The organism is Pseudomonas sp. HN8-3 (assembly GCF_020790195.1).
Taxonomy (GTDB): domain Bacteria; phylum Pseudomonadota; class Gammaproteobacteria; order Pseudomonadales; family Pseudomonadaceae; genus Aquipseudomonas; species Aquipseudomonas synxantha_A.
This window is the reverse complement of record NZ_CP086206.1, coordinates 4,890,662-4,912,249: the sequence shown is the minus strand read 5'-3', so window position 1 is coordinate 4,912,249 and position 21,588 is coordinate 4,890,662. Positions and strand designations below refer to the sequence as shown.

General features: G+C 59.4%; 24 protein-coding genes. 23 read left to right on the top strand and 1 reads right to left on the bottom strand.

What is annotated here, in order from left to right; all coding sequences use genetic code 11:
* Window positions 1-8 precede the first annotated feature (8 nt).
* Both secF and LJX92_RS21800 read left to right on the top strand, forming a co-directional pair.
* Complete coding sequence (secF, locus tag LJX92_RS21805; protein WP_032879600.1) at window positions 9-923, top strand: protein translocase subunit SecF; 915 nt, start codon at window positions 9-11, stop codon at window positions 921-923.
* A 124-nt stretch (window positions 924-1,047) separates the two neighbouring features.
* On the top strand, window positions 1,048-1,590 hold the full coding sequence (locus tag LJX92_RS21800; protein ID WP_005791197.1) for a glycine zipper 2TM domain-containing protein: 543 nt from the start codon (window positions 1,048-1,050) through the stop codon (window positions 1,588-1,590).
* 205 nt (window positions 1,591-1,795) lie between these two features.
* Here LJX92_RS21800 and suhB read toward each other — a convergent pair whose 3' ends face one another.
* Window positions 1,796-2,611 carry an inositol-phosphate phosphatase gene (gene suhB, locus LJX92_RS21795; protein WP_005791195.1) on the bottom strand — a complete coding sequence of 272 codons (816 nt, stop codon included), beginning with the start codon at window positions 2,609-2,611 and terminating at the stop codon, window positions 1,796-1,798.
* Window positions 2,612-2,756: 145 nt separating this feature from the next.
* On the opposite strand from suhB, the gene trmJ reads away from it, so the two are divergent.
* The 21 genes from trmJ to LJX92_RS21690 all read left to right on the top strand — a co-directional run bounded on the left by trmJ (window position 2,757) and on the right by LJX92_RS21690 (window position 21,584).
* The gene (gene trmJ / locus LJX92_RS21790; protein WP_032879601.1) at window positions 2,757-3,527 is read left to right on the top strand and encodes a tRNA (cytosine(32)/uridine(32)-2'-O)-methyltransferase TrmJ; all 771 of its coding nucleotides are present in this window, start codon (window positions 2,757-2,759) and stop codon (window positions 3,525-3,527) included.
* A gap of 2 nt (window positions 3,528-3,529) precedes the next feature.
* On the top strand, window positions 3,530-4,312 hold the full coding sequence (gene cysE / locus LJX92_RS21785; RefSeq protein ID WP_032879602.1) for a serine O-acetyltransferase: 783 nt from the start codon (window positions 3,530-3,532) through the stop codon (window positions 4,310-4,312).
* Between the two features lie 302 nt (window positions 4,313-4,614).
* Entirely contained in the window at window positions 4,615-5,106 is a 492-nt protein-coding gene (gene iscR / locus LJX92_RS21780; RefSeq protein ID WP_003194020.1) for a Fe-S cluster assembly transcriptional regulator IscR, read from the top strand.
* A gap of 50 nt (window positions 5,107-5,156) precedes the next feature.
* Entirely contained in the window at window positions 5,157-6,371 is a 1,215-nt protein-coding gene (locus LJX92_RS21775; RefSeq protein ID WP_003194019.1) for an IscS subfamily cysteine desulfurase, read from the top strand.
* Between the two features lie 99 nt (window positions 6,372-6,470).
* Window positions 6,471-6,857 carry a Fe-S cluster assembly scaffold IscU gene (gene iscU, locus LJX92_RS21770; RefSeq protein ID WP_032879603.1) on the top strand — a complete coding sequence of 129 codons (387 nt, stop codon included), beginning with the start codon at window positions 6,471-6,473 and terminating at the stop codon, window positions 6,855-6,857.
* Between the two features lie 28 nt (window positions 6,858-6,885).
* Window positions 6,886-7,209, top strand: coding sequence for an iron-sulfur cluster assembly protein IscA (gene iscA, locus LJX92_RS21765; RefSeq protein WP_003209680.1), 324 nt, complete (start codon window positions 6,886-6,888; stop codon window positions 7,207-7,209).
* An 8-nt stretch (window positions 7,210-7,217) separates the two neighbouring features.
* Entirely contained in the window at window positions 7,218-7,739 is a 522-nt protein-coding gene (gene hscB, locus LJX92_RS21760) for a co-chaperone HscB (protein ID WP_005791186.1), read from the top strand.
* Between the two features lie 51 nt (window positions 7,740-7,790).
* Complete coding sequence (gene hscA, locus LJX92_RS21755; RefSeq protein WP_078822258.1) at window positions 7,791-9,653, top strand: Fe-S protein assembly chaperone HscA; 1,863 nt, start codon at window positions 7,791-7,793, stop codon at window positions 9,651-9,653.
* 3 nt (window positions 9,654-9,656) lie between these two features.
* Window positions 9,657-9,998: an ISC system 2Fe-2S type ferredoxin gene (gene fdx, locus LJX92_RS21750; protein ID WP_005791182.1), complete on the top strand. Its 342-nt coding sequence runs from the start codon at window positions 9,657-9,659 to the stop codon at window positions 9,996-9,998.
* Between the two features lie 14 nt (window positions 9,999-10,012).
* Window positions 10,013-10,213, top strand: coding sequence for a Fe-S cluster assembly protein IscX (gene iscX, locus LJX92_RS21745; protein ID WP_032879605.1), 201 nt, complete (start codon window positions 10,013-10,015; stop codon window positions 10,211-10,213).
* Between the two features lie 92 nt (window positions 10,214-10,305).
* A complete protein-coding gene (ndk, locus tag LJX92_RS21740; RefSeq protein ID WP_003175956.1) occupies window positions 10,306-10,731 on the top strand; it encodes a nucleoside-diphosphate kinase in 426 nt (141 codons plus the stop codon).
* Window positions 10,732-10,760: 29 nt separating this feature from the next.
* Window positions 10,761-11,909: a 23S rRNA (adenine(2503)-C(2))-methyltransferase RlmN gene (gene rlmN / locus LJX92_RS21735; RefSeq protein ID WP_005791178.1), complete on the top strand. Its 1,149-nt coding sequence runs from the start codon at window positions 10,761-10,763 to the stop codon at window positions 11,907-11,909.
* 12 nt (window positions 11,910-11,921) lie between these two features.
* Window positions 11,922-12,680 (top strand): type IV pilus biogenesis/stability protein PilW, encoded by a 759-nt coding sequence (gene pilW, locus LJX92_RS21730; RefSeq protein ID WP_032879606.1) that lies wholly within the window; start codon window positions 11,922-11,924, stop codon window positions 12,678-12,680.
* Entirely contained in the window at window positions 12,680-13,666 is a 987-nt protein-coding gene (locus LJX92_RS21725) for a RodZ domain-containing protein (protein WP_228308942.1), read from the top strand. The genes pilW and LJX92_RS21725 overlap by 1 nt, the downstream gene beginning before the upstream one ends.
* Window positions 13,667-13,668: 2 nt before the next feature.
* Window positions 13,669-14,778 (top strand): flavodoxin-dependent (E)-4-hydroxy-3-methylbut-2-enyl-diphosphate synthase, encoded by a 1,110-nt coding sequence (ispG, locus tag LJX92_RS21720; RefSeq protein ID WP_228308941.1) that lies wholly within the window; start codon window positions 13,669-13,671, stop codon window positions 14,776-14,778.
* Window positions 14,779-14,801: 23 nt separating this feature from the next.
* Entirely contained in the window at window positions 14,802-16,091 is a 1,290-nt protein-coding gene (gene hisS, locus LJX92_RS21715) for a histidine--tRNA ligase (protein ID WP_032879608.1), read from the top strand.
* A 41-nt stretch (window positions 16,092-16,132) separates the two neighbouring features.
* The gene (locus tag LJX92_RS21710) at window positions 16,133-16,774 is read left to right on the top strand and encodes a YfgM family protein (protein ID WP_003194010.1); all 642 of its coding nucleotides are present in this window, start codon (window positions 16,133-16,135) and stop codon (window positions 16,772-16,774) included.
* On the top strand, window positions 16,767-17,918 hold the full coding sequence (gene bamB / locus LJX92_RS21705) for an outer membrane protein assembly factor BamB (RefSeq protein WP_005791169.1): 1,152 nt from the start codon (window positions 16,767-16,769) through the stop codon (window positions 17,916-17,918). Before LJX92_RS21710 ends, bamB begins: the two co-directional genes overlap by 8 nt.
* Before the next feature lie 134 nt (window positions 17,919-18,052).
* Window positions 18,053-19,522 carry a ribosome biogenesis GTPase Der gene (gene der / locus LJX92_RS21700; protein ID WP_005791167.1) on the top strand — a complete coding sequence of 490 codons (1,470 nt, stop codon included), beginning with the start codon at window positions 18,053-18,055 and terminating at the stop codon, window positions 19,520-19,522.
* Between the two features lie 134 nt (window positions 19,523-19,656).
* Window positions 19,657-20,805, top strand: a complete 1,149-nt coding sequence (locus LJX92_RS21695) for a pyridoxal phosphate-dependent aminotransferase (protein ID WP_103734901.1) — start codon at window positions 19,657-19,659, stop codon at window positions 20,803-20,805.
* Entirely contained in the window at window positions 20,793-21,584 is a 792-nt protein-coding gene (locus LJX92_RS21690) for an amidohydrolase (protein WP_032879610.1), read from the top strand. The genes LJX92_RS21695 and LJX92_RS21690 overlap by 13 nt, the downstream gene beginning before the upstream one ends.
* The last annotated feature ends 4 nt before the right edge of the window (window positions 21,585-21,588 follow it).

Below are 21,588 nucleotides of genomic sequence, written 5' to 3'. Positions count from 1 at the left end.
GGGCTGCCATGTTACGTACAATCAACTTCATGGGCGTTCGCAACGTTGCGTTCGGCGTCACCGTGCTCCTTACCGTTCTGGCGTTGTTCAGCTGGTTCCATAAGGGCCTGAACTACGGGCTGGACTTCACCGGCGGTACGCTCATCGAGCTGACCTACGAGAAGCCGGCCGATGTCACCCTGGTGCGCAATGAGCTGGTCAAGGCCGGCTATCACGAGGCGGTGGTGCAGAGCTTCGGCGCCACTACTGACCTGCTGGTGCGTATGCCTGGCGAAGACCCGCAACTGGGTCACCAGGTAGCGGAGGCCTTGCAGAAGGTCGGCGGCGACAACCCGGCATCGGTCAAGCGCGTCGAGTTCGTCGGCCCGCAGGTCGGTGAAGAGCTGCGCGACCAGGGCGGCCTCGGCATGCTGATGGCGCTGGTCGGCATCATGATCTACCTGGCCTTCCGCTTTCAGTGGAAGTTCGGTGTCGGCGCCATTGTGTCGCTGATCCACGACGTGATCGTGACCGTGGGGATCCTGGCCTACTTCCAGATCACCTTCGACCTGACCGTATTGGCGGCCGTGCTGGCGATCATTGGTTACTCGCTCAACGACACCATCGTGGTATTCGACCGGGTTCGTGAGAACTTCCGGGTGCTGCGCAAGGCGACATTGATCGAGAACATCAACATCTCCACCACCCAGACGCTGCTGCGGACCATGGCGACGTCGATCTCCACCTTGCTGGCGATCGCCGCGCTGATGATCTTCGGGGGCGACAACCTGTGGGGCTTCTCGCTGGCGCTGTTCATCGGTGTTCTGGCGGGTACCTACTCGTCGATCTACATTGCCAACGTGGTGCTGATCTGGCTCAACCTCAACAGCGAAGACTTGATCCCTCCTGCTGCTACTGGCAAGGAGGTCGACGACCGCCCTTGATGGGCGTTAGTTGATCGGCTGTTACAAGAAGGGCGCGAGTATTGAACTCGCGCCTTTTTTTTTGCTCCAAGGCTGGGTATAGCGCGGATCTTTCGATCCGTTTGTGATGGTCAGGAGGTTCAACGTGAACAAGTCGTTGCTGGTTGGTGCGGTATTGGGTGCTGTCGGTGTGACTGCCGGGGGTGCTGTTGCCACCTACAGCCTGGTAAAAAGCGGCCCTGAGTATGCGCAAGTACTGGCGGTACAGCCGGTTAAAACCCAGATCAAAACCCCGCGTGAGGTCTGCAAGGACGTCACTGTGACCCGGCAACGTCCGGTGCAGGATCAGCATCAAATCGCCGGTACCGTGGTCGGCGCCCTTGCAGGTGGCCTGTTGGGCAACCAGATCGGTGGCGGTAATGGTAAGAAACTGGCCACCGTGGCCGGTGCGGTCGGTGGCGGTTACGCCGGTAACAAGGTTCAGGAAGGCATGCAGAACCGTGATACCTACACCACCACGCAAACCCGCTGTAACACTGTTAACGACATCAGCGACAAGGTTGTCGGTTATGACGTGCGTTACAATCTGGATGGCAAGGAAGGGACTGTGCGTATGGAGCGTGATCCAGGCGGCCAGATTCCAGTCGACAAAGAAGGTCGTCTGATCCTGGGTCAGAACCAGCAGTAATCCCCAGGCCTGGCTTCGATCCAAATGTGGGAGCTGGCTTGCCTGCGATAGCGGTGGGTCAGCAACTAATCACTTGGTTGGCAGCCCGTCATCGCAGGCAAGCCAGCTCCCACATTGGATTGTATTGAGCAGTTGGAATTGGTTTTTTGCTAAATCCCACGCATAAAAAAAGCACCCCTAGGGGTGCTTTTTTGTGCTCGCTCGCTTAACGCTTCAGCGAAGCCGGCAGGTGCGGCTGGATCGCCGTCAGTACGGCCTTGAAGCATTTGGTGTTGCCGGCAACCACGTGGCCTTTCTCCAGGAAGTCGTGACCGCCGGTGAAATCGCTCACCAGGCCGCCTGCTTCCTGAATCAGCAGGGCGCCTGCTGCCATGTCCCACTCGGACAGGCCCGATTCCCAGAATGCATCAAAACGACCGGCGGCGACATAGGCCAGGTCCAGGCTGGCTGCACCGGCGCGGCGGATACCGGCGGTCTGGCCAACCAGGGCACGGAACATGCCTAGGTAGTTTTCCAGGTTGTCCATCTGGTCGTCACGGAACGGGAAGCCGGTGCCCAGCAGGGCGCCTTCCAGGCTGGTGCGACCGCTGACGCGCAAGCGACGACCATTGAGCTGGGCGCCACGGCCACGGCTGGCGGTGAACTCTTCCTGGCGCACCGGATCCAGCACAACAGCGTGTTCCAGGCGGCCACGGTATTTGCAGGCGATGCTCACGGCAAAGTGCGGGATGCCGCGCAGGAAGTTGGTGGTGCCATCCAGTGGGTCGATGATCCACAGGTAGTCTTCGCCTTCGCCGCTACCTTTGTGCAGGCCGGTTTCTTCGCCGAGGATGCCGTGGGTAGGGTAGGCCTTGCGCAGGGCGTCGATGATCTTCTGTTCGGCGGCGCGATCCACCTCGGATACATAATCCTTGGCGTCTTTTTCGTCGACCTTGATGGTATCCAGGCGCTCGATGGAGCGGAAGATCAATTCACTGGCGCTGCGGGCGGCGCGCAGCGCGATATTCAGCATGGGCTGCATGGATGTGTCACCTAAGGTTGTTAAAGAAAGCCGGGCATTCTAGCAGAAACTTTCCTCAGGTGAAGGACGACGTTAGCTTTCATGGCATAACCTTAGGCTGTTCTGTAAGATTTGCTCCCCTTTCCCGTGTCCGAGAGCGCCTCCCTTGCTGCAAAACATTCGTGTCGTCTTGGTCAATACCAGTCATCCCGGCAATATCGGCGGGGTGGCGCGAGCCATGAAAAACATGGGGCTGACGCGCCTGGTGCTGGTCGAACCGCGGGTGTTCCCGCACCACGAGGCCGATGCCCGTGCATCCGGCGCCAATGACCTGCTGGCAAACGCCCAGATCGTCGCCACCCTGGAAGAGGCTCTGGTCGGCTGCAACCTGGTGCTCGGCACCAGCGCTCGCGATCGGCGTATCCCCTGGCCGCTGCTGGATCCGCGTGAGTGCGGCACCAAAGTGGTGGAAGAGGCCATCGGCGGTGCCGAAATTGCCTTGGTATTTGGCCGTGAAGATTCCGGCCTCACCAACGAAGAGCTGCAGCGATGTCATTATCACGTGCATATCCCCTCAGACCCTGAGTTCAGCTCGCTGAACCTCGGGGCGGCGGTGCAAGTGTTGACGTACGAAGTGCGCATGGCCTGGCTGGCTGCTGCCGGCCAGCCGAGCAAAGTGGAAAAGGACGAAGTGGCGTCGACCAAAAGTGGTGAGCTGGCCACCATGGACGAGCTGGAGCGGTTCTATGAGCACCTGGAGCAAACCCTGGTGGCCATCGAATTCCTCGATCCTGAAAAGCCACGGCACTTGATGGCGCGCCTGCGTCGTTTGTACGGTCGCAGCTCGGTGAGCCGGGCGGAGATGAATATATTGCGTGGCATCCTCACGGAAACCCAGAAAGCGGCCCGTGGTGAGCTTCTTAAGCGGAAGGATTAAAAATGTTCGAGCGTTTGCGAGAAGATATCCAGAGTGTTTTCCATCGTGACCCGGCGGCGCGCAACGCCTTTGAAGTGCTGACCTGCTATCCGGGCCTGCACGCGATCTGGATTCACCGTCTGTCCGGCGCCTTGTGGGGCATGGGCTGGAAATGGCTGGCCCGGCTGGTGTCGAACTTCGGTCGCTGGTTGACCGGCATCGAGATTCATCCGGGCGCCAAGGTGGGCCGTCGCTTCTTTATCGACCATGGCATGGGTATTGTCATAGGCGAGACCGCCGAGATCGGTGATGACGTGACGCTTTACCAAGGTGTGACCCTGGGCGGTACTACATGGAATAAAGGCAAGCGTCACCCGACCCTGGAAAATGGTGTGGTGGTGGGGGCGGGCGCCAAGGTGCTGGGGCCCTTTACCGTGGGTGCCGGTGCCAAGGTAGGTTCCAACGCCGTGGTGACCAAGGCTGTACCTGCTGGCGCCACTGTGGTGGGTATTCCGGGTCGCATCATCGTCAAACCAGAGGTCGGCGACGAGCAGGAGGCCAAGCGCAAGGCCATGGCCGAGAAGATCGGTTTTGACGCCTATGGCGTCAGCGAAGACATGCCCGATCCGGTGGCTCGCGCCATTGGTCAGCTGCTTGATCATCTGCAAGCAGTGGACGGCAAGCTGGACGGTATGTGTGGTGCGCTGAAGGATCTGGGCAGCCCATACTGTGCGAAGGATCTGCCTGAGTTGCGCGAAGAGGACTTCGCCGAGATCAAGGACGAGGCCGCCACCAAGGCAAGCTGAAGTCCCAAGGCCGCCAGAGATCCCTGTGGGAGGGGGCTTGCTCCCGATAACGGTGGGTCAGCTAACTGATAAGTGACTGACATTCAGTCATCGGGAGCAAGCCCCCCTCCCACATTTTGATCTCCATTGGTCTCGAGATCTCTGCCAGGCCCTGTTCCCGCTGGTCCATCCCACCCCATCCTGCTATGATTCGCGCGCCCTTTTTACGGGTATTCCTGACTAAAGTACTAGGTCTTATAGTTGACTTAAATACTCGGGAATCGCATACTTGCTCCCATTCTGAAACACCTTGGTACTTGTCCATGAGACTGACTACAAAAGGCCGATACGCGGTGACCGCCATGCTTGACCTGGCCCTGCACGCGCAAACTGGGCCGGTGTCCCTGGCCGATATCTCCGAGCGCCAAGGCATTTCCCTGTCCTACCTCGAGCAGCTGTTCGCCAAATTGCGCCGCAGCAATCTGGTTTCCAGCGTTCGTGGTCCAGGTGGTGGCTATCAATTGTCCCGCGACATGCAGGGCATTCAGGTGGCCCAGGTGATCGACGCGGTCAACGAATCCGTCGATGCCACCAAATGCCAGGGTTTGGGTGATTGCCACGCCGGCGACACCTGCCTGACACACCACTTGTGGTGTGACTTGAGCCTGCAGATCCATGAGTTTTTGAGTGGTATCAGCTTGGCTGATCTTGTGACTCGCCGTGAGGTGCAAGAAGTAGCCCAGCGTCAGGACCAGCGCCGTTGCAATACCAAGGCGCCGCGTCTGGACAAGATCGAAGCGTCCGCCGTCGAGTGACAGCCGAAGAGCTAACGGCGTGCCAGCCAGCCTGATTTAGGAGAAAGTCCATGAAATTGCCGATTTACCTTGATTACTCAGCGACCACCCCGGTTGATCCGCGTGTTGCGCAAAAAATGAGCGAATGCCTGCTGGTTGACGGAAACTTCGGCAACCCGGCCTCCCGTTCCCACGTATTCGGCTGGAAGGCCGAGGAAGCGGTCGAGAACGCGCGTCGCCAGGTCGCTGATCTGGTCAACGCTGACCCGCGTGAAATCGTCTGGACGTCCGGTGCTACCGAGTCCGACAACCTGGCTATCAAGGGTGCGGCGCATTTCTACGCAACCAAGGGCAAGCACCTGATCACCACCAAGATTGAGCACAAGGCTGTCCTCGACACCATGCGCCAACTGGAGCGTGAAGGTTTCGAGGTGACTTACCTTGAGCCCACCACCGACGGTATCGTCACCCCTGCGATGATCGAAGCCGCGATGCGTGAAGACACCATCCTGGTTTCCGTGATCCACGTGAACAACGAAATCGGTACCATCAACGACATCGCCGCCATCGGCGAGCTGACGCGCTCCAAGGGTGTGTTGCTACACGTCGACGCTGCTCAGTCTACCGGCAAGGTCGATATCGACCTGTCCAAGCTGAAAGTCGACCTGATGTCGTTCTCGGCCCACAAGACTTACGGCCCTAAAGGCATCGGCGCTCTCTACGTCAGCCGCAAGCCACGCGTGCGCATCGAAGCGACCATGCACGGTGGCGGCCACGAACGCGGCATGCGTTCGGGCACCCTGGCGACCCACCAGATCGTCGGCATGGGTGAAGCCTTCCGCGTAGCCAAGGAAGACATGGCTGCCGAAAACGTACGTATCAAGGCCCTGAGTGATCGCTTCTACAAGCAGGTCGAGAACCTTGAAGAGCTGTACATCAACGGCAGCATGACTGCCCGTGTACCGCACAACCTGAATTTGAGCTTCAACTATGTCGAAGGCGAGTCGCTGATCATGGCGCTCAAGGACCTGGCGGTCTCGTCCGGTTCGGCCTGTACCTCGGCATCCCTTGAGCCTTCGTATGTATTGCGCGCCCTGGGCCGCAACGACGAACTGGCACACAGCTCGATCCGCTTTACGTTCGGCCGCTTCACCACTGAAGAGCAAGTCGACTATGCCGCGCAGAAGGTCTGCGAAGCCGTCAACAAGCTGCGCGTTCTGTCGCCGCTGTGGGACATGTACAAAGACGGTGTCGATATTTCCAAGATCGAGTGGGCGGCACACTAAATATAGAAGCCGCCACCCAAGCTCTGTAGGAACGTGGCGGTAAACGCAGGCGTTTCTACAGGGTTCCAGAGCGGCCCTGATGAGTGAGGATTCAGTACCATGGCTTACAGCGAAAAGGTCATCGACCACTACGAAAACCCGCGCAACGTCGGCAAGATGAACGCGGAAGATCCTGATGTCGGCACCGGCATGGTCGGCGCTCCGGCGTGCGGCGATGTGATGCGCCTGCAGATCAAGGTCAACGAACAGGGCATTATCGAAGATGCCAAGTTCAAGACCTATGGCTGCGGTTCGGCCATCGCCTCCAGTTCCCTTGCGACCGAGTGGATGAAAGGCAAGTCCCTGGATGAGGCTGTCACCATCAGCAACACCCAGCTGGCCGAAGAACTGGCCCTGCCGCCAGTGAAAATCCACTGCTCCGTACTCGCTGAAGACGCCATCAAGGCGGCGGTTCGCGACTACAAGCAGAAGAAAGGCTTGATCTAAGCATTTGGCGACGAGTAAGGAGTCAACGATGGCTATCAGCATGACAGAAGCGGCTGCGCAGCACATTCGCCGCTCCCTGAATGGGCGCGGTAAAGGTGAGGGGATTCGTCTGGGTGTACGCACCACGGGCTGTTCCGGCCTTGCCTACGTGCTGGAGTTTGTCGACGAGGTGGTTGAAGAGGACCAGGTGTTCGAAAGTCACGGCGAGAAAGTGATCATCGACCCCAAGAGCCTGACCTACCTGGACGGCACCGAGCTCGATTTCGTCAAGGAAGGGTTGAACGAAGGCTTCAAGTTCAACAACCCCAACGTGCGCGGTGAATGTGGCTGCGGCGAAAGCTTCAACATCTGAGGCTACTCGTGGGTACTCCTTGTCATTTCGCTTTATTCGAGCTGCAGCCGAGCTTTCGGCTGGACCTCGAGCAGCTTGCCACGCGCTATCGAGAACTGGCGCGTGGGGTGCATCCGGACCGCTTTGCCGACGCTTCCGAGCGTGAGCAACGCCTGGCCCTGGAGCAATCGGCCAGCCTCAACGAAGCCTATCAGACGCTCAAAAGCCCCCCCAAACGCGCGCGCTATTTGCTGGCGATGAAGGGCGGTGAGTTGCCGATGGAAGTCACCGTGCATGACCCGGACTTCCTGATGCAGCAGATGCAATGGCGTGAAGAGCTCGAAGATCTGCAGGACGAAGCCGATGTGGCGGGTGTCGCGGTCTTCAAACGTCGTCTGAAAACTGCCCAGGACGAGCTCAACGAAAGCTTTGCGGCCTGTTGGGATGATGCTGCGCAACGTGAACAGGCCGAGCGCCTGATGCGGCGTATGCAGTTCCTCGACAAGCTCACCTACGAAGTGCGCCAGCTAGAAGAGCGCCTCGACGATTAACCCAGTGCTGCCCGTGATGCACGCCTGATAGACAGATAAGACCTGATTACCATGGCCCTACTGCAAATCGCCGAACCCGGCCAAAGCCCTCAACCGCACCAGCGTCGCCTGGCGGTCGGGATTGACCTGGGCACCACCAATTCCCTGGTTGCTGCCTTGCGCAGTGGCCTGTCCGAGCCTCTGCCCGATGCCGATGGGCAGGTGATCCTGCCGTCCGCCGTGCGTTACCACCCTGATCGTACCGAAGTGGGTGAGTCGGCCAAGTTGGCCGCGTCCTCGGACCCCCTGAACACTGTGCTGTCGGTCAAGCGCTTGATGGGTCGTGGGCTGTCCGACGTCAAGCAGTTGGGCGACCAGTTGCCGTACCGCTTTGTCGGCGGTGAGTCCCATATGCCGTTTATCGACACCGTCCAGGGCCCGAAAAGCCCGGTCGAAGTGTCGGCTGATATCCTCAAGGTGCTGCGCCAGCGTGCGGAAAAAACCTTGGGCGGCGAGCTGGTCGGGGCGGTGATCACCGTTCCGGCGTATTTCGATGACGCCCAGCGCCAAGCCACCAAGGACGCGGCGAAACTGGCGGGCCTGAATGTACTGCGCCTGCTCAACGAGCCGACCGCTGCGGCTGTGGCCTACGGCCTCGATCAGCACGCTGAAGGCCTGGTTGCCATTTATGATCTGGGCGGCGGCACCTTCGATATTTCGATCCTGCGCCTGACCGGCGGTGTTTTCGAAGTGCTGGCCACCGGTGGCGACAGTGCCCTGGGCGGCGATGACTTCGACCACGCCATCGCCGGCTGGATCATCACCAGCGCCGGTTTGTCTGCCGACCTGGACCCGGGCGCGCAGCGTAATTTGCTGCAAACTGCCTGTGCGGCCAAGGAAGCACTGACGGACGCCAACTCTGTAGAGGTTTGCTACGGCTCATGGTCGGCTCAACTGACCCGTGAGGCCTTCGATGCGCTGATCGAGCCGATGGTCGCTCGCAGCCTCAGGGCTTGCCGCCGTGCCGTACGTGACTCCGGTGTTGAACTGGAAGATGTGGCGGCCGTGGTCATGGTTGGCGGTTCGACCCGTGTGCCGCGCGTGCGCGAAGCCGTCGCCGAAGCCTTTGGTCGCCAGCCGCTGACTGAAATCGACCCGGATCAAGTGGTCGCCATCGGTGCTGCGATCCAGGCCGACACCCTGGCCGGCAACAAGCGCGACGGTGGCGAATTGCTGCTGCTCGACGTGATCCCGCTGTCCCTGGGGCTGGAAACCATGGGCGGCCTGATGGAGAAGGTGATTCCACGCAACACCACCATCCCCGTCGCCCGTGCCCAGGATTTCACCACCTACAAAGACGGCCAGACGGCCATGATGATTCACGTGCTGCAAGGCGAGCGCGAGCTGATCAGCGACTGCCGCTCCCTGGCGCGCTTTGAACTGCGCGGCATCCCGGCGATGGTGGCCGGTGCAGCGAAGATTCGCGTCACCTATCAGGTCGACGCCGATGGCCTGCTCAGCGTGGCTGCGCGTGAACTGGCCTCGGGCGTTGAGGCCAGCATCCAGGTCAAACCGTCCTACGGCCTGACCGACGGCGAAATCGCCAAGATGCTCAAGGACTCGTTCCAGTATGCCGGTGACGACAAGGTTGCCCGCGTACTGCGTGAGCAGCAAGTGGATGCCCAGCGCCTGCTCGAAGCGGTGCAGGGTGCTCTTGAGGCTGACGGTGAGCGCCTGCTGGATGCCGAAGAGCGCATGGTCATCGACCTGCAGATGCAGGAATTGGCCGAACTGATGAAAGGCAACGATGGTTACGCCATCGAGCAACAGACCAAGCGCCTGTCGCAAGTGACTGATGCCTTTGCCGCCCGTCGTATGGATCAGACGGTGAAAGCCGCACTGGCGGGCCGCAACCTGAATGAAATCGAGGAATAACTGATGCCGCAGGTCACTTTTCTACCGCACGCTGAACACTGCCCGGATGGCATGGTCGTGGAGGCAGAGACCGGCAAGTCCCTGCTTGACGTCGCGCACGACAACCATATCGAGATTGAAAGTGCGTGTGGTGGCGTCAATGCCTGCACCACTTGCCACTGCATCATTCGTAAAGGTTTCGACAGCCTTAATGAGGCTGACGACCTGGAAGAAGACTATCTTGATAGGGCGTGGGGGCTGGAGCCGACGTCGCGTCTGAGTTGCCAGGCGAAAGTGGGGACTGAAGACCTCACCGTTGAAATTCCGAAATATTCGCTCAACCATGCCGCCGAAGCGCCGCATTGATTCAAGGAACTGTCATGAGCCTGAAATGGGTTGATGTACAAGAAATCGCTATACAACTTGCCGAAGCTCACCCTGAGGTCAATCCTCTTACCGTGAACTTCGTCAAGCTGCGCAACCTCGTAATGGCGCTGCCGGATTTTGACGACATCCCTGACCGGGGTGGCGAAAAGGTCCTGGAGGCGATTCAAGGCCTGTGGATCGAAGAAGCAGACTGAGCCGCCTTTTTACGCAGTTAGGCAATACCCAATAACCCGCGTATAATTCGCGGGTTTAATTTTTCGTAAATTACCGTTTCTGGAGTTACACCATGGCTGTTCAACGTACTTTCTCCATCATCAAGCCTGACGCTGTTGCAAAAAACGTCATCGGCGAGATCACCACTCGTTTCGAAAAAGCCGGCCTGAAGGTTGTAGCTTCGAAACTCAAGCAACTGTCCAAGGCTGAAGCTGAAGGCTTCTACGCTGAGCACAGCGCTCGTGGCTTCTTCGGCGACCTGGTTGCCTTCATGATCTCCGGTCCTGTTGTTGTTCAGGTTCTGGAAGGCGAAAACGCTATCGCTCTGAACCGTGAGCTGATGGGCGCTACCAACCCTAAAGAAGCGGCTGCCGGCACCATTCGTGCTGACTTCGCTGAGTCCATCGATGCCAACGCTGTTCACGGTTCGGACTCCGAAGCCGCTGCTGCTCGCGAAATCTCGTACTTTTTCGCTGCTACTGAAGTAACCGCTCGCTAAGCATCGGCTTAAAGAGTGAGGGTGAATCCATGACTACATCGACTGTTAAAACCAACCTGCTGGGTCTGACTCAGCCGGAAATGGAGAAATTCTTCGACTCAATCGGGGAGAAGCGTTTCCGTGCCGGTCAGGTAATGAAGTGGATTCACCACTTTGGCGTCGACGATTTCGACGCCATGACGAACGTCAGCAAGGCCCTGCGCGACAAGCTCAAGGCCATTGCCGAGGTGCGTGGTCCCGAGGTTGTCAGCGAGGACATCTCCAGCGACGGCACCCGTAAATGGGTGGTGCGCGTGGCGTCCGGCAGCTGCGTCGAGACCGTGTACATTCCCCAGGGCAAACGCGGCACCTTGTGCGTTTCGTCCCAGGCAGGCTGTGCCCTGGATTGCAGTTTCTGCTCCACCGGCAAGCAAGGCTTCAATAGCAACCTCACCGCCGCCGAAGTCATCGGCCAGGTGTGGATTGCCAACAAATCCTTTGGCAGCGTCCCGGCGACCGTCGACCGTGCCATCACCAACGTGGTGATGATGGGCATGGGTGAGCCGCTGCTGAACTTCGACAACGTGATTGCGGCCATGCACCTGATGATGGACGACCTGGGCTACGGCATCTCCAAGCGCCGTGTGACCCTGTCGACCTCCGGCGTGGTGCCGATGATCGATGAGCTGGCCAAGCATATCGACGTCTCCCTGGCGTTGTCGTTGCACGCACCGAATGACGCATTGCGTAACCAATTGGTGCCGATCAACAAGAAGTATCCGCTTAAGATGCTGCTCGAATCTTGCCAGCGTTACATGGCGACCTTGGGTGAGAAGCGTGTGCTGACCATTGAGTACACCATGCTCAAGGACATCAACGACAAGGTCGAGCACGCGGTCGAGATGATCGAGTTGCTCAAGAACACGCCGTGCAAGATCAACCTGATCCCGTTCAACCCGTTTCCACATTCTGGCTACGAGCGGCCGAGCAACAACGCCATCCGCCGTTTCCAGGATCAACTGCACCAGGCCGGCTACAACGTCACCGTACGCACCACCCGTGGTGAAGACATCGACGCCGCCTGTGGCCAATTGGTAGGGCAGGTGATGGACCGCACCCGCCGCAGCGAACGTTATATCGCCGTGCGCGAACTTAACGCCGCCGAAGATTTGCCGCAAATTGCTGTGAATCGAATCTGAGAGAGGATCTCTATGCCCTTGCGCCTTGCGCTGCTTTTACTGCTTACCGGCCTCGTTGCCGGTTGTGTTTCATCGGGCCATGACAGCCCTTTGCACACCACTAAAGGCCGTGATGAGGCGCGGGTTGCCTATGTGCAATTGGGCTTGGGGTATTTGCGTCAAGGTATGAGCGAGCAAGCCAAGGTGCCGCTGAAAAAGGCCCTTGAACTGGACAGCGCGGATGCCGATGCCAACGCCGCACTGGCTCTGGTGTTTCAGGCCCAGGCAGAGCCTGAGCTGGCCGACCGCTATTTCAGCAAGGCCCTGGCTTCCCGTCCTGCCGATCCCAGGTTGCTGAACAACTATGGCAGTTTCCTGTTCGAGCAGAAACGGTATGACCAAGCCGCCGCTTATTTCCAGCAAGCCAGCGCCGATACTCTTTATCCTGAGCGTTCGCGGGTGTTCGAGAACCTCGGGGTGACCTCGATGCGCCTGGGTCAGCGCGACAGCGCGCGTCAGCAGCTGGAAAAAGCCCTGCATCTGAACAGTCGCCAGCCACGGGCTTTGCTCGAAATGGCTGAGTTGTCTTACGAAGACAGGCATTATGTGCCGGCACGAGACTATTACGAGCGTTTTAGCCTGCTCAGCGGGCAAAATGCACGTAGTCTATTGCTCGGTGTGCGCCTGGCGACGGTTCATGAAGAACACGACACGGCCGCACGTTTTGGCCAGCAACTCGAACGACTCTATCCCGGTACGCCGGAATATCAGCAATACCTGTCGGAGCAATGATGAAAGCCGCGCACCCGGAAGATGTAGCAGCTAATCGCGTAAACCCAGGCGAAACCTTGCGTCAGGCCCGCGAAAGCAATGGTTGGTCGCTGGCGGAAGTGGCCCTCAAGCTCAATTTGACCAGCACGTCCCTGGCCAATCTGGAAGCCGGCGCGTTCGACAAGCTGCCTGGGCACACCTTTGCCCGTGGCTATATTCGCGCCTACGCCAAATTGCTGGGTATTGACCAGGCGGTGCTGGTGCAGGAATTCGACCAGTTCACCGGTACCGATGCCCAAGGCAGCAATGTCCATGGCCTTGGGCGCATCGAAGAGCCAACGCGGGTTTCCCACACGATTTTGCGGATTGTCAGCCTGTTGCTGCTGGTTGCCGTGGTCGGCGGCGGTTTCGTCTGGTGGCAAGACCAGGCCTCCCAGCGCAACAAAGACCTGACCAGCAACGCCATGGAGCACGTCGAAGTCGAAAGCGCCGATGGCACCACCCAGATTCATCCGCTGGACGAGCCGGAAGACCAGGCAGTTGCCGAAGGGCAGGCCGCACCGCAAGTGCCGGCTACGGCTGAGCAGCCGGCGCCGCAAGTGGGCACCACGCCTGCTGACACTGCGGCGGTACAGGCGCCGGTGACCCCGGCAGCACCCGTGGTTCAAGCTCCTGCGGCACCCGCACCCGCACCCGCGACGCCTGCGCCAGCCGCACCGGTAGCGCCAGCAATGTCGCCTCCGACCACCCCTGCGTTGATCGCCGGTGACGGGCGCGTACAGATCACCTTCATCGCTGATTGCTGGACGCAGGTCACCGATGGCAACGGCAAAGTGCTGTTCAGCGGTTTGAAGCGTAAGGGAGATACGCTTGACCAGGGCGGCAAGCCTCCTTTGACGCTGCGTCTGGGCTTTGCCCGTGGTGCGCAAGTGGCCTACAACGGCCAGCCTGTAGACGTGGCGCCGTTCACCAGTGGCGAGACCGCTCGCCTCAAGTTGGGACAATAGTCATGCACGGCGAATCTCCAATCAAACGTCGCGTATCGCGCAAGATCTGGGTCGGCTCGGTGCCCGTGGGGGGCGATGCCCCCATTGCAGTGCAAAGCATGACCAACAGCGACACTAACGATGTGGCCGCCACCGTCGCCCAGATCAATCGTCTGGAAGCGGCCGGCGTAGACATCGTGCGGGTTTCCGTACCGGACATGGATGCCGCCGAGGCTTTCGGCCGCATCAAGCAGTTGGTCAAGGTGCCGCTGGTTGCCGACATTCACTTCGACTACAAGATTGCACTGCGCGTGGCCGAGCTGGGTGTGGACTGCCTACGTATCAACCCGGGCAACATCGGTCGCGAAGACCGCGTGCGCGCCGTGGTGGACGCTGCCCGTGATCGTGGGATTCCGATCCGCATTGGCGTGAACGCCGGCTCCCTGGAAAAAGACCTGCAAAAAAAATACGGCGAGCCTACCCCGGCGGCGCTGGTCGAGTCGGCACTGCGCCACGTTGAGCACCTGGAGCGCCTGAATTTCCAGGACTTCAAGGTCAGCGTAAAGGCCTCCGGTGTGTTCATGGCGGTAGAAGCCTACCGCCTGCTGGCCAAGGAAATCGTGCAACCACTGCACTTGGGTATCACTGAAGCTGGCGGTTTGCGCTCAGGCACAGTGAAATCTGCGGTGGGTCTCGGTATGCTGCTCGCCGAAGGGATTGGCGATACTATCCGCATCTCCCTGGCGGCAGACCCCGTAGAGGAAGTGAAGGTCGGCTACGACATTCTCAAATCCCTGCGTTTGCGTTCCCGTGGTATCAACTTCATTGCCTGCCCGAGCTGCTCGCGGCAGAACTTCGACGTGGTGAAAACCATGAACGACCTGGAGCTGCGCCTCGAAGACCTGCTGGTGCCGCTGGATGTCGCAGTCATCGGTTGTGTGGTCAACGGGCCGGGTGAGGCCAAAGAGGCTCATGTGGGCCTGACCGGTGGTACGCCGAATTTGATTTACATCGACGGCAAGCCGTCGCAGAAGCTAACGAATGACAATCTGGTGGATGAGCTGGAAAAGCTGATCCGCGAGAAAGCGGCCGAGAAGGTCGCCGCTGACGCAGCGCTGATCGCTCGCGGCTGATTGAACGAATTTAAGGATTTGATGTGAGCAAGTCTCTGCAAGCCATTCGTGGCATGAACGACATCCTGCCGGAGCAGACGCCACTGTGGCGCTACTTCGAAAGCACTGTCGCGCGCCTGCTGGATAACTACGGTTACAAGCAGATCCGCATGCCGATCGTCGAGTTCACCGAGCTGTTCAAACGCTCCATCGGTGAAGTGACCGACATCGTCGAAAAAGAGATGTACACCTTCGAAGACCGCAACGGCGACTCCCTGACCCTGCGTCCGGAAGGCACTGCCGCGTGCGTGCGCGCCGTACTGGAACATGGCATCACCGGTGGTGGCCAAACCCAGAAGCTCTGGTACATCGGCCCGATGTTCCGCCACGAGCGCCCGCAGAAAGGCCGCTATCGCCAGTTCCACCAGATCGGTTGCGAAGTCTTCAACCTGGACGGTCCGGACATCGATGCCGAGCTGATCGTGCTGACCTGGCGTCTGTGGGGCCAACTGGGCATCCGCGATGCGGTCAAGCTCGAACTCAACAGCCTGGGTACCAGCGAGTCCCGGGGCCGCTATCGCGAAGCCCTGGTCGAATACCTGTCGGCTCACCTGGATAAATTGGACGAAGACAGCCAGCGCCGTCTGAAAACCAACCCGTTGCGCGTTCTGGATACCAAGAACGCCGACACCCAGGCCGTATTGGTCAATGCACCGAAAATGGCCGATTACCTGGACGACGAATCCCGCGTGCACTTCGAGGGCCTCAAGGCTCGCCTGGATGCCGCGGGGATTCCCTACGTGATCAACCCCAAGCTGGTGCGTGGCCTCGACTACTACAGCAAGACCGTATTCGAGTGGGTCACCGACAAGCTCGGCGCCCAAGGCACCGTGTGTGCCGGTGGTCGCTACGACGGCCTGGTCGAGCAAATGGGCGGCAAGCCGACTACGGGCGTGGGCTTTGCCATGGGTATCGAGCGACTGATCCTGTTGCTGGAAACCCTTGAACAGGTTCCCGAAGAAATTTCCCGTCAGGTGGACGTGTACCTGTGCGCTTTTGGCGAGGCTGCCGAACTGGCCGCCCTGGCCTTGAGCGAGAAGGTGCGCGACCAACTGCCGAACCTGCGCCTGCAGATCAATGCCGGCGCCGGCAGCTTCAAGAGCCAGTTCAAGAAGGCTGACAAGAGCGGTGCGCTGTACGCACTGATCCTTGGCGATGACGAATTGGCCCAGCAAGTGATAGGTTTCAAACCCCTGCGTGGCCAGGGTGAACAACAGAACGTTGCCTTTGATGCGCTCGCTGCGCACTTGGCCACCTGCGTCGTGCAGGGTTGAAGCTGTCGAACAGCCGAATTTAGCGATTAAGGAGTATTGGGGTGTCGAGTACTGATGATGAGCAACTGGCCGAGTTCAAGGACTGGTGGCAGCGTAACGGCAAGCCCCTGGTCACTGGCGGCCTGCTGGCTTTAGTGGTGGTGTTCGGCTGGCAAGCCTGGACCAAGTATCAGGCCAACCAATCCCAGGGCGCCTCGATCGTTTACCAGCAATTGCTGGAAACTACCCTGACGCCGGACGGCAAGCCTGACCCTGCACAGGTGGCAGACCTGGCCGGCAAGCTGAAAAACGAATTCGGCGGTAGCACCTACGCCCAGTACGGCAGCCTGTTCGTCGCGAAAGTCGCGGTCGATACCGGCAAGCTGGATGACGCAGCCACCGAGCTGAAGGCCATTGCCGACAAGCCGACCAACCCGACCCTGGGTGAAATCGCACGTCAGCGCCTGGCACAGGTATTGGCGGCACAGAACAAGGCTGACGAAGCACTCAAACTGCTCGACGGCGATGCTGACAAGGCATTCGTGGCCACTCGCGAAGAGCTCAAGGGCGACCTGTTGGTCCAATTGGGTCGTACCGACGAAGCCCATGCTGCGTACCAAAAAGCCAAGGCGGCGCTGTCTGATGAAGCGGCGGTCGGTGGCTTACAAATCAAGCTCGACGACTTGGCCAAAGGGGATGCGTGACGTGATCCGTTGGAAACATGCAGCATTGCTGGCTCTGGCCGTTTTGGCCGCGGGTTGCAGCAGCAACAGCAAAAAAGAACTGCCACCTGCCGAGCTGACCAGCTTCAAGGAAGAAGTGGTCCTGCAAAAACAATGGAGCCAATCCATTGGTGACGGGCAGGGCGACCTCTACAACCTGTTGCAGCCGGCGATCGACGGCGACAACATCGTGGCCACTGATTCCACTGGCGTCGTGGTTGCCATGGATCGCATGAACGGCGACGTCAAGTGGAAGAAAGACCTCGAGCTGCCGGTTTCCGGTGGTGTGGGTGTCGGCTACGGCATGGTGCTGATCGGTACGCTCAAAGGTGATGTGGTCGCACTCGACTCCAGCACCGGCGAAGAGAAATGGCGCGCTCGCGTGACCAGTGAAGTGCTCTCGGCGCCAGCGACCAACGGCGATATCGTCGTGGTGCAGACCCAGGATGACCGCGTAATCGGTCTGGATGCCTCCACTGGCGACCAACGCTGGTTGTACGACAGCACCCCGGCGGTGTTGACCCTGCGTGGTACCAGTGGTCCGATTGTGACCAACAATCTCGCTGTGGCTGGCCTGTCGACCGGTAAAGTAGTCGCCCTGGATACCCAGAACGGCGTGCCGGCGTGGGAAACCCGTGTGGCTATCCCGCAAGGCCGTTCCGAGCTGGACCGCGTCGTGGACATCGACGGTGGCCTGCTGCTGTCGGGTGAAACCCTCTACGTGGCCACCTATCAGGGCCGTGTTGCCGCGCTGGACCTGCAAAGCGGCCGCATCAACTGGCAGCGTGATGCTTCCAGCTATGCGGGTGTCGCCCAAGGGTTTGGCAGCGTCTACGTGAGCCTGGCCTCCGGCACCGTTGAAAGTGTCGATGAGCGTTCCACCACTGCACTGTGGAGCAACGACTCGCTGGCTCGCCGCCAACTGTCGGCACCGGAAGTCTTCTCCAGCTACGTAGCAGTCGGTGACTTTGAAGGTTACCTGCACCTGCTGAGCCAGGTGGATGGTCGCTTTGTCGGTCGCCAACGTATCGACAGCGACGGCCTGCGTGCGCGTCCGCTGGTGGTAGGTAACATGCTTTATGTGTATGGCAACGGCGGCAAGCTGGAAGCCCTGACCATCAAGTAAGAACCATGCTTGGGGTAACACCCAGGCGGCCCTGCTTTTGCGGGGCATGCGGCATCTGACGATGCTGCCCCGAGCACCAGCCGCTGCCCTGCAGCGGCTTTTGTATTTTCTGAAATAACGAAGTGGAGAGCCGCATGGTTCCCGTAATCGCCCTGGTGGGCCGACCTAACGTCGGCAAGTCCACCTTGTTCAACCGCCTGACCAGGACTCGCGACGCCATTGTCGGCGACTTGTCCGGTCTGACCCGTGATCGCCAATACGGTGAGGCAAAGTGGCAAGGGCGCTCCTACATTATTGTCGACACCGGTGGTATCTCCGGTGACGAGCATGGCATGGACGAAAAAATGGCCGAGCAGTCGCTGCTGGCCATTGAAGAAGCCGATGTCGTGTTGTTCCTGGTGGACGCCCGCGCGGGCTATACCGCCGCTGACCAGATGATTGGCGAGCACCTGCGCAAGCGCAACAAGCGTTCTTATCTGGTCGCCAACAAGATCGACAACATCGATCCTGAGGCGGCCCGTGCCGAATTCAGCCCGATGGGCCTGGGTGATGCGATCCCGGTCGCGGGTGCCCACGGCCGTGGCATCACCCAGATGCTGGAAATCGCCCTGCGCGACTTCCCCAAGGATGATGTCGAGGAAGAAGAGGGCGAGGAAGAGATCGTCGCTGAAGGCGAGGAAGCCAAGCGCATTCCTGGCCCGAGCGAAAAAGACGGTATCAAGATCGCTATCATCGGCCGCCCGAACGTCGGCAAGTCGACCCTGGTCAACCGTATGCTCGGTGAAGACCGCGTTATCGTCTACGACCAGCCCGGCACCACTCGCGACAGTATCTACATCCCGTTCGAGCGTAACGACGAGAAGTACACGCTGATCGACACCGCCGGTGTGCGCAAGCGCGGCAAGATCCACGAAGAAGTTGAAAAGTTCTCCGTGGTCAAAACCCTGCAAGCGATCAAAGACGCCAACGTGGTGATCTTCGTGATGGACGCCCGCGAAGGCGTGGTGGACCACGACCTCAACTTGCTGGGCTTTGCCCTGGAAGCCGGTCGGGCCCTGGTGATCGCGATCAACAAGTGGGACGGCATGACGCCGAGCGAGCGCGATTTCGTCAAGATCGAACTGCAGCGTCGGTTGTTCTTCGTCGAGTTCGCCGATATCCACTTTATCTCGGCACTGCACGGTACTGGCGTGGGTAACCTCTACGCCTCGGTACAGAACTCGTTCAAGTCCGCGGTCACCCGCTGGCCGACCAACCGTCTGACCCAGATCCTCGAAGACGCCGTGGGCGAGCACGCACCGCCGATGGTCAACAACCGTCGGATCAAACTGCGTTACGCCCACTTGGGTGGTGCCAACCCGCCGATTATCGTGATCCACGGTAACCAGATCGAGAAGGTGCCCAAGTCCTACGTGCGTTACCTGGAAAACACTTACCGCCGAGTCTTGAAACTGGTCGGTACGCCGATCCGTATCGAGTTCAAGGGTGGCGAGAACCCATACGAAGGCAACAAGAACACACTGACCGACCGTCAGGTGAACAAGAAGCGTCGTTTGATGACTCACCACAAGAAGGCCGACAAGAAGCGCCGTGACAAGAAATAACGGCAGCTTTGCGTTGTAAGCGACACGCTGCAAGAGAGGGCTCCTTTGGAGCCCTTTTTTGTGCGCGACCGTTTGTGCCTTGACCCGATGCAATTGGCAGCTTAAAACTTGGGGCTCACCTGCAGGGGCCTCCGATGATCACCAGCAAGCTGCCGAATGTCGGCACGACCATTTTCACCACTATGTCGCAACTCGCCGCTGAAACCGGCGCGCTCAACCTGTCCCAGGGTTTCCCGGATTTCAATGGCCCGCAAGGTTTACTCGATGCAGTGGGCAAGCATATCGCTCTGGGTCACAACCAGTACGCGCCCATGACCGGCTTGCCCGTGTTGCGTCAGCAGGTGGCCGCCAAGATTGCTCGCAGTTATGGCGCCACAGTCAATGCCGACAGCGAGGTGACCATCACCCCTGGCGCCACCGAGGCGATCTTCTGCGCGATCCAGGCGGTGATTCGCAGTGGCGATGAAGTCATCGTGTTCGACCCCAGCTACGACAGCTATGAGCCCTCGGTGGAGCTGGCCGGTGGTCGTTGCGTTCATGTGCAACTGAGTCTGGACGGTTTTGCCCTCGACTTCGAGCAGATCAAGGCGGCGCTGTCGCCGCGCACCCGCATGATCATCATCAACTCGCCACATAACCCCACTGGTGCGCTGATCAGCCGCGCCGAGCTGGACCAGTTGGCCGAACTGATCCGCGACCGCGATATCTACCTGGTCAGCGATGAGGTCTACGAACACCTGGTGTTCGACGGTGTGCCTCACGTCAGCATATTGGCCCATCAGGAGCTGTATCAGCGCGCCTTCGTGGTCAGCTCCTTCGGCAAGACCTATCACGTGACCGGCTGGAAAACCGGTTACGTGGTCGCGCCGCCGGCTCTGACTGCCGAACTGCGCAAGGTGCATCAATATGTCAACTTTTGCGGCGTGACCCCTTTGCAGTACGCTTTGGCTGACTTCATGGCTGATCACCCGGAGCATGTCGAAGAACTGCCGGCCTTTTACCAGGCCAAGCGCGACATGTTTTGCGACCTGCTGGGGCCATCCCGCTTCAGTTTTACCCGGGTGAGCGGCACTTATTTCCAACTGGTGGATTACTCACAGATTCGCCCAGACCTGGATGACATTGCCATGTCCTTGTGGATGACCCGCGAACACGGCGTGGCGACCATACCGGTCTCGGTGTTCTACCAGAACCCACCCCAAGGCCAGCGCCTGGTGCGTCTGTGCTTTGCCAAACGCGAGGAGACGCTGCAACAAGCAGCCGAAAAGCTATGCGTGATCTGAGTGCACTGCCCAATCTGAACATCGCCCTGATTCAGACCAGCCTGGTGTGGCATGACCGTCAGGCTAACCTTGAGCATTTTGAGCTGCTGCTGGAGCAGGCCAATGGTGCGGACCTGATCATACTGCCGGAGATGTTCACCACCGGTTTCTCCATGGAGTCAGCCACCCTCGCCGAGCCGGAAAAGGGGCCGACCCATCACTGGCTCCAGGCGCAAGCAACCAAATACAACGCGGTGATCACTGGCAGCGTGATTATCCAGGCCGCCGACGGTAGCCACCGCAACCGCCTGTTGTGGGCAAGGCCGGATGGCGAGGTGCTGCATTACGACAAGCGTCACCTGTTCCGCATGGCCGGTGAGCACGATCACTACACCCCCGGCGAACGCCAGGTGCAGTTTGAGTTAAAGGGCTGGCGCATTCGCCCACTGATTTGCTACGACCTGCGCTTCCCGGTATGGAGTCGCGATGCCCAGGACACCGACTTGCTGCTGTACACCGCTAATTGGCCCGGTGCACGTCGTCAGCATTGGAACCGCTTGTTGCCGGCGCGGGCGATTGAAAACCTGTGCTATGTGGCTGCCGTGAATCGGGTAGGCACGGATGGCAAAGGATTTGCCTATACAGGCGACAGCCAGGTGCTGGATTTCCAGGGTGAAACCTTGCTGAGTGCAGGGGAGGCGGACGGGGTGTTCCAGGTGATTCTGGATGCAGCGGAGCTGGCTGCTTATCGCACCAGGTTTCCAGCGAACCTGGATGCCGATAGCTTTCAGTTTGTCTGATAAA

What these genes read in the sequence shown, in the direction of transcription:
- pilW (WP_032879606.1), top strand. Translation starts at nt 11,922, where the DNA reads ATGCCCTTGCGCCTTGCGCTGCTTTTACTGCTTACCGGCCTCGTTGCC.
- ndk (WP_003175956.1), top strand. Translation starts at nt 10,306, where the DNA reads ATGGCTGTTCAACGTACTTTCTCCATCATCAAGCCTGACGCTGTTGCA.
- LJX92_RS21690 (WP_032879610.1), top strand. Translation starts at nt 20,793, where the DNA reads ATGCGTGATCTGAGTGCACTGCCCAATCTGAACATCGCCCTGATTCAG.
- LJX92_RS21725 (WP_228308942.1), top strand. Translation starts at nt 12,680, where the DNA reads ATGAAAGCCGCGCACCCGGAAGATGTAGCAGCTAATCGCGTAAACCCA.
- der (WP_005791167.1), top strand. Translation starts at nt 18,053, where the DNA reads ATGGTTCCCGTAATCGCCCTGGTGGGCCGACCTAACGTCGGCAAGTCC.
- suhB (WP_005791195.1), bottom strand. Translation starts at nt 2,611, where the DNA reads ATGCAGCCCATGCTGAATATCGCGCTGCGCGCCGCCCGCAGCGCCAGT.
- cysE (WP_032879602.1), top strand. Translation starts at nt 3,530, where the DNA reads ATGTTCGAGCGTTTGCGAGAAGATATCCAGAGTGTTTTCCATCGTGAC.
- secF (WP_032879600.1), top strand. Translation starts at nt 9, where the DNA reads ATGTTACGTACAATCAACTTCATGGGCGTTCGCAACGTTGCGTTCGGC.
- iscA (WP_003209680.1), top strand. Translation starts at nt 6,886, where the DNA reads ATGGCTATCAGCATGACAGAAGCGGCTGCGCAGCACATTCGCCGCTCC.
- bamB (WP_005791169.1), top strand. Translation starts at nt 16,767, where the DNA reads ATGCGTGACGTGATCCGTTGGAAACATGCAGCATTGCTGGCTCTGGCC.
- iscR (WP_003194020.1), top strand. Translation starts at nt 4,615, where the DNA reads ATGAGACTGACTACAAAAGGCCGATACGCGGTGACCGCCATGCTTGAC.
- LJX92_RS21775 (WP_003194019.1), top strand. Translation starts at nt 5,157, where the DNA reads ATGAAATTGCCGATTTACCTTGATTACTCAGCGACCACCCCGGTTGAT.
- hscA (WP_078822258.1), top strand. Translation starts at nt 7,791, where the DNA reads ATGGCCCTACTGCAAATCGCCGAACCCGGCCAAAGCCCTCAACCGCAC.
- ispG (WP_228308941.1), top strand. Translation starts at nt 13,669, where the DNA reads ATGCACGGCGAATCTCCAATCAAACGTCGCGTATCGCGCAAGATCTGG.
- iscX (WP_032879605.1), top strand. Translation starts at nt 10,013, where the DNA reads ATGAGCCTGAAATGGGTTGATGTACAAGAAATCGCTATACAACTTGCC.
- rlmN (WP_005791178.1), top strand. Translation starts at nt 10,761, where the DNA reads ATGACTACATCGACTGTTAAAACCAACCTGCTGGGTCTGACTCAGCCG.
- iscU (WP_032879603.1), top strand. Translation starts at nt 6,471, where the DNA reads ATGGCTTACAGCGAAAAGGTCATCGACCACTACGAAAACCCGCGCAAC.
- LJX92_RS21695 (WP_103734901.1), top strand. Translation starts at nt 19,657, where the DNA reads ATGATCACCAGCAAGCTGCCGAATGTCGGCACGACCATTTTCACCACT.
- fdx (WP_005791182.1), top strand. Translation starts at nt 9,657, where the DNA reads ATGCCGCAGGTCACTTTTCTACCGCACGCTGAACACTGCCCGGATGGC.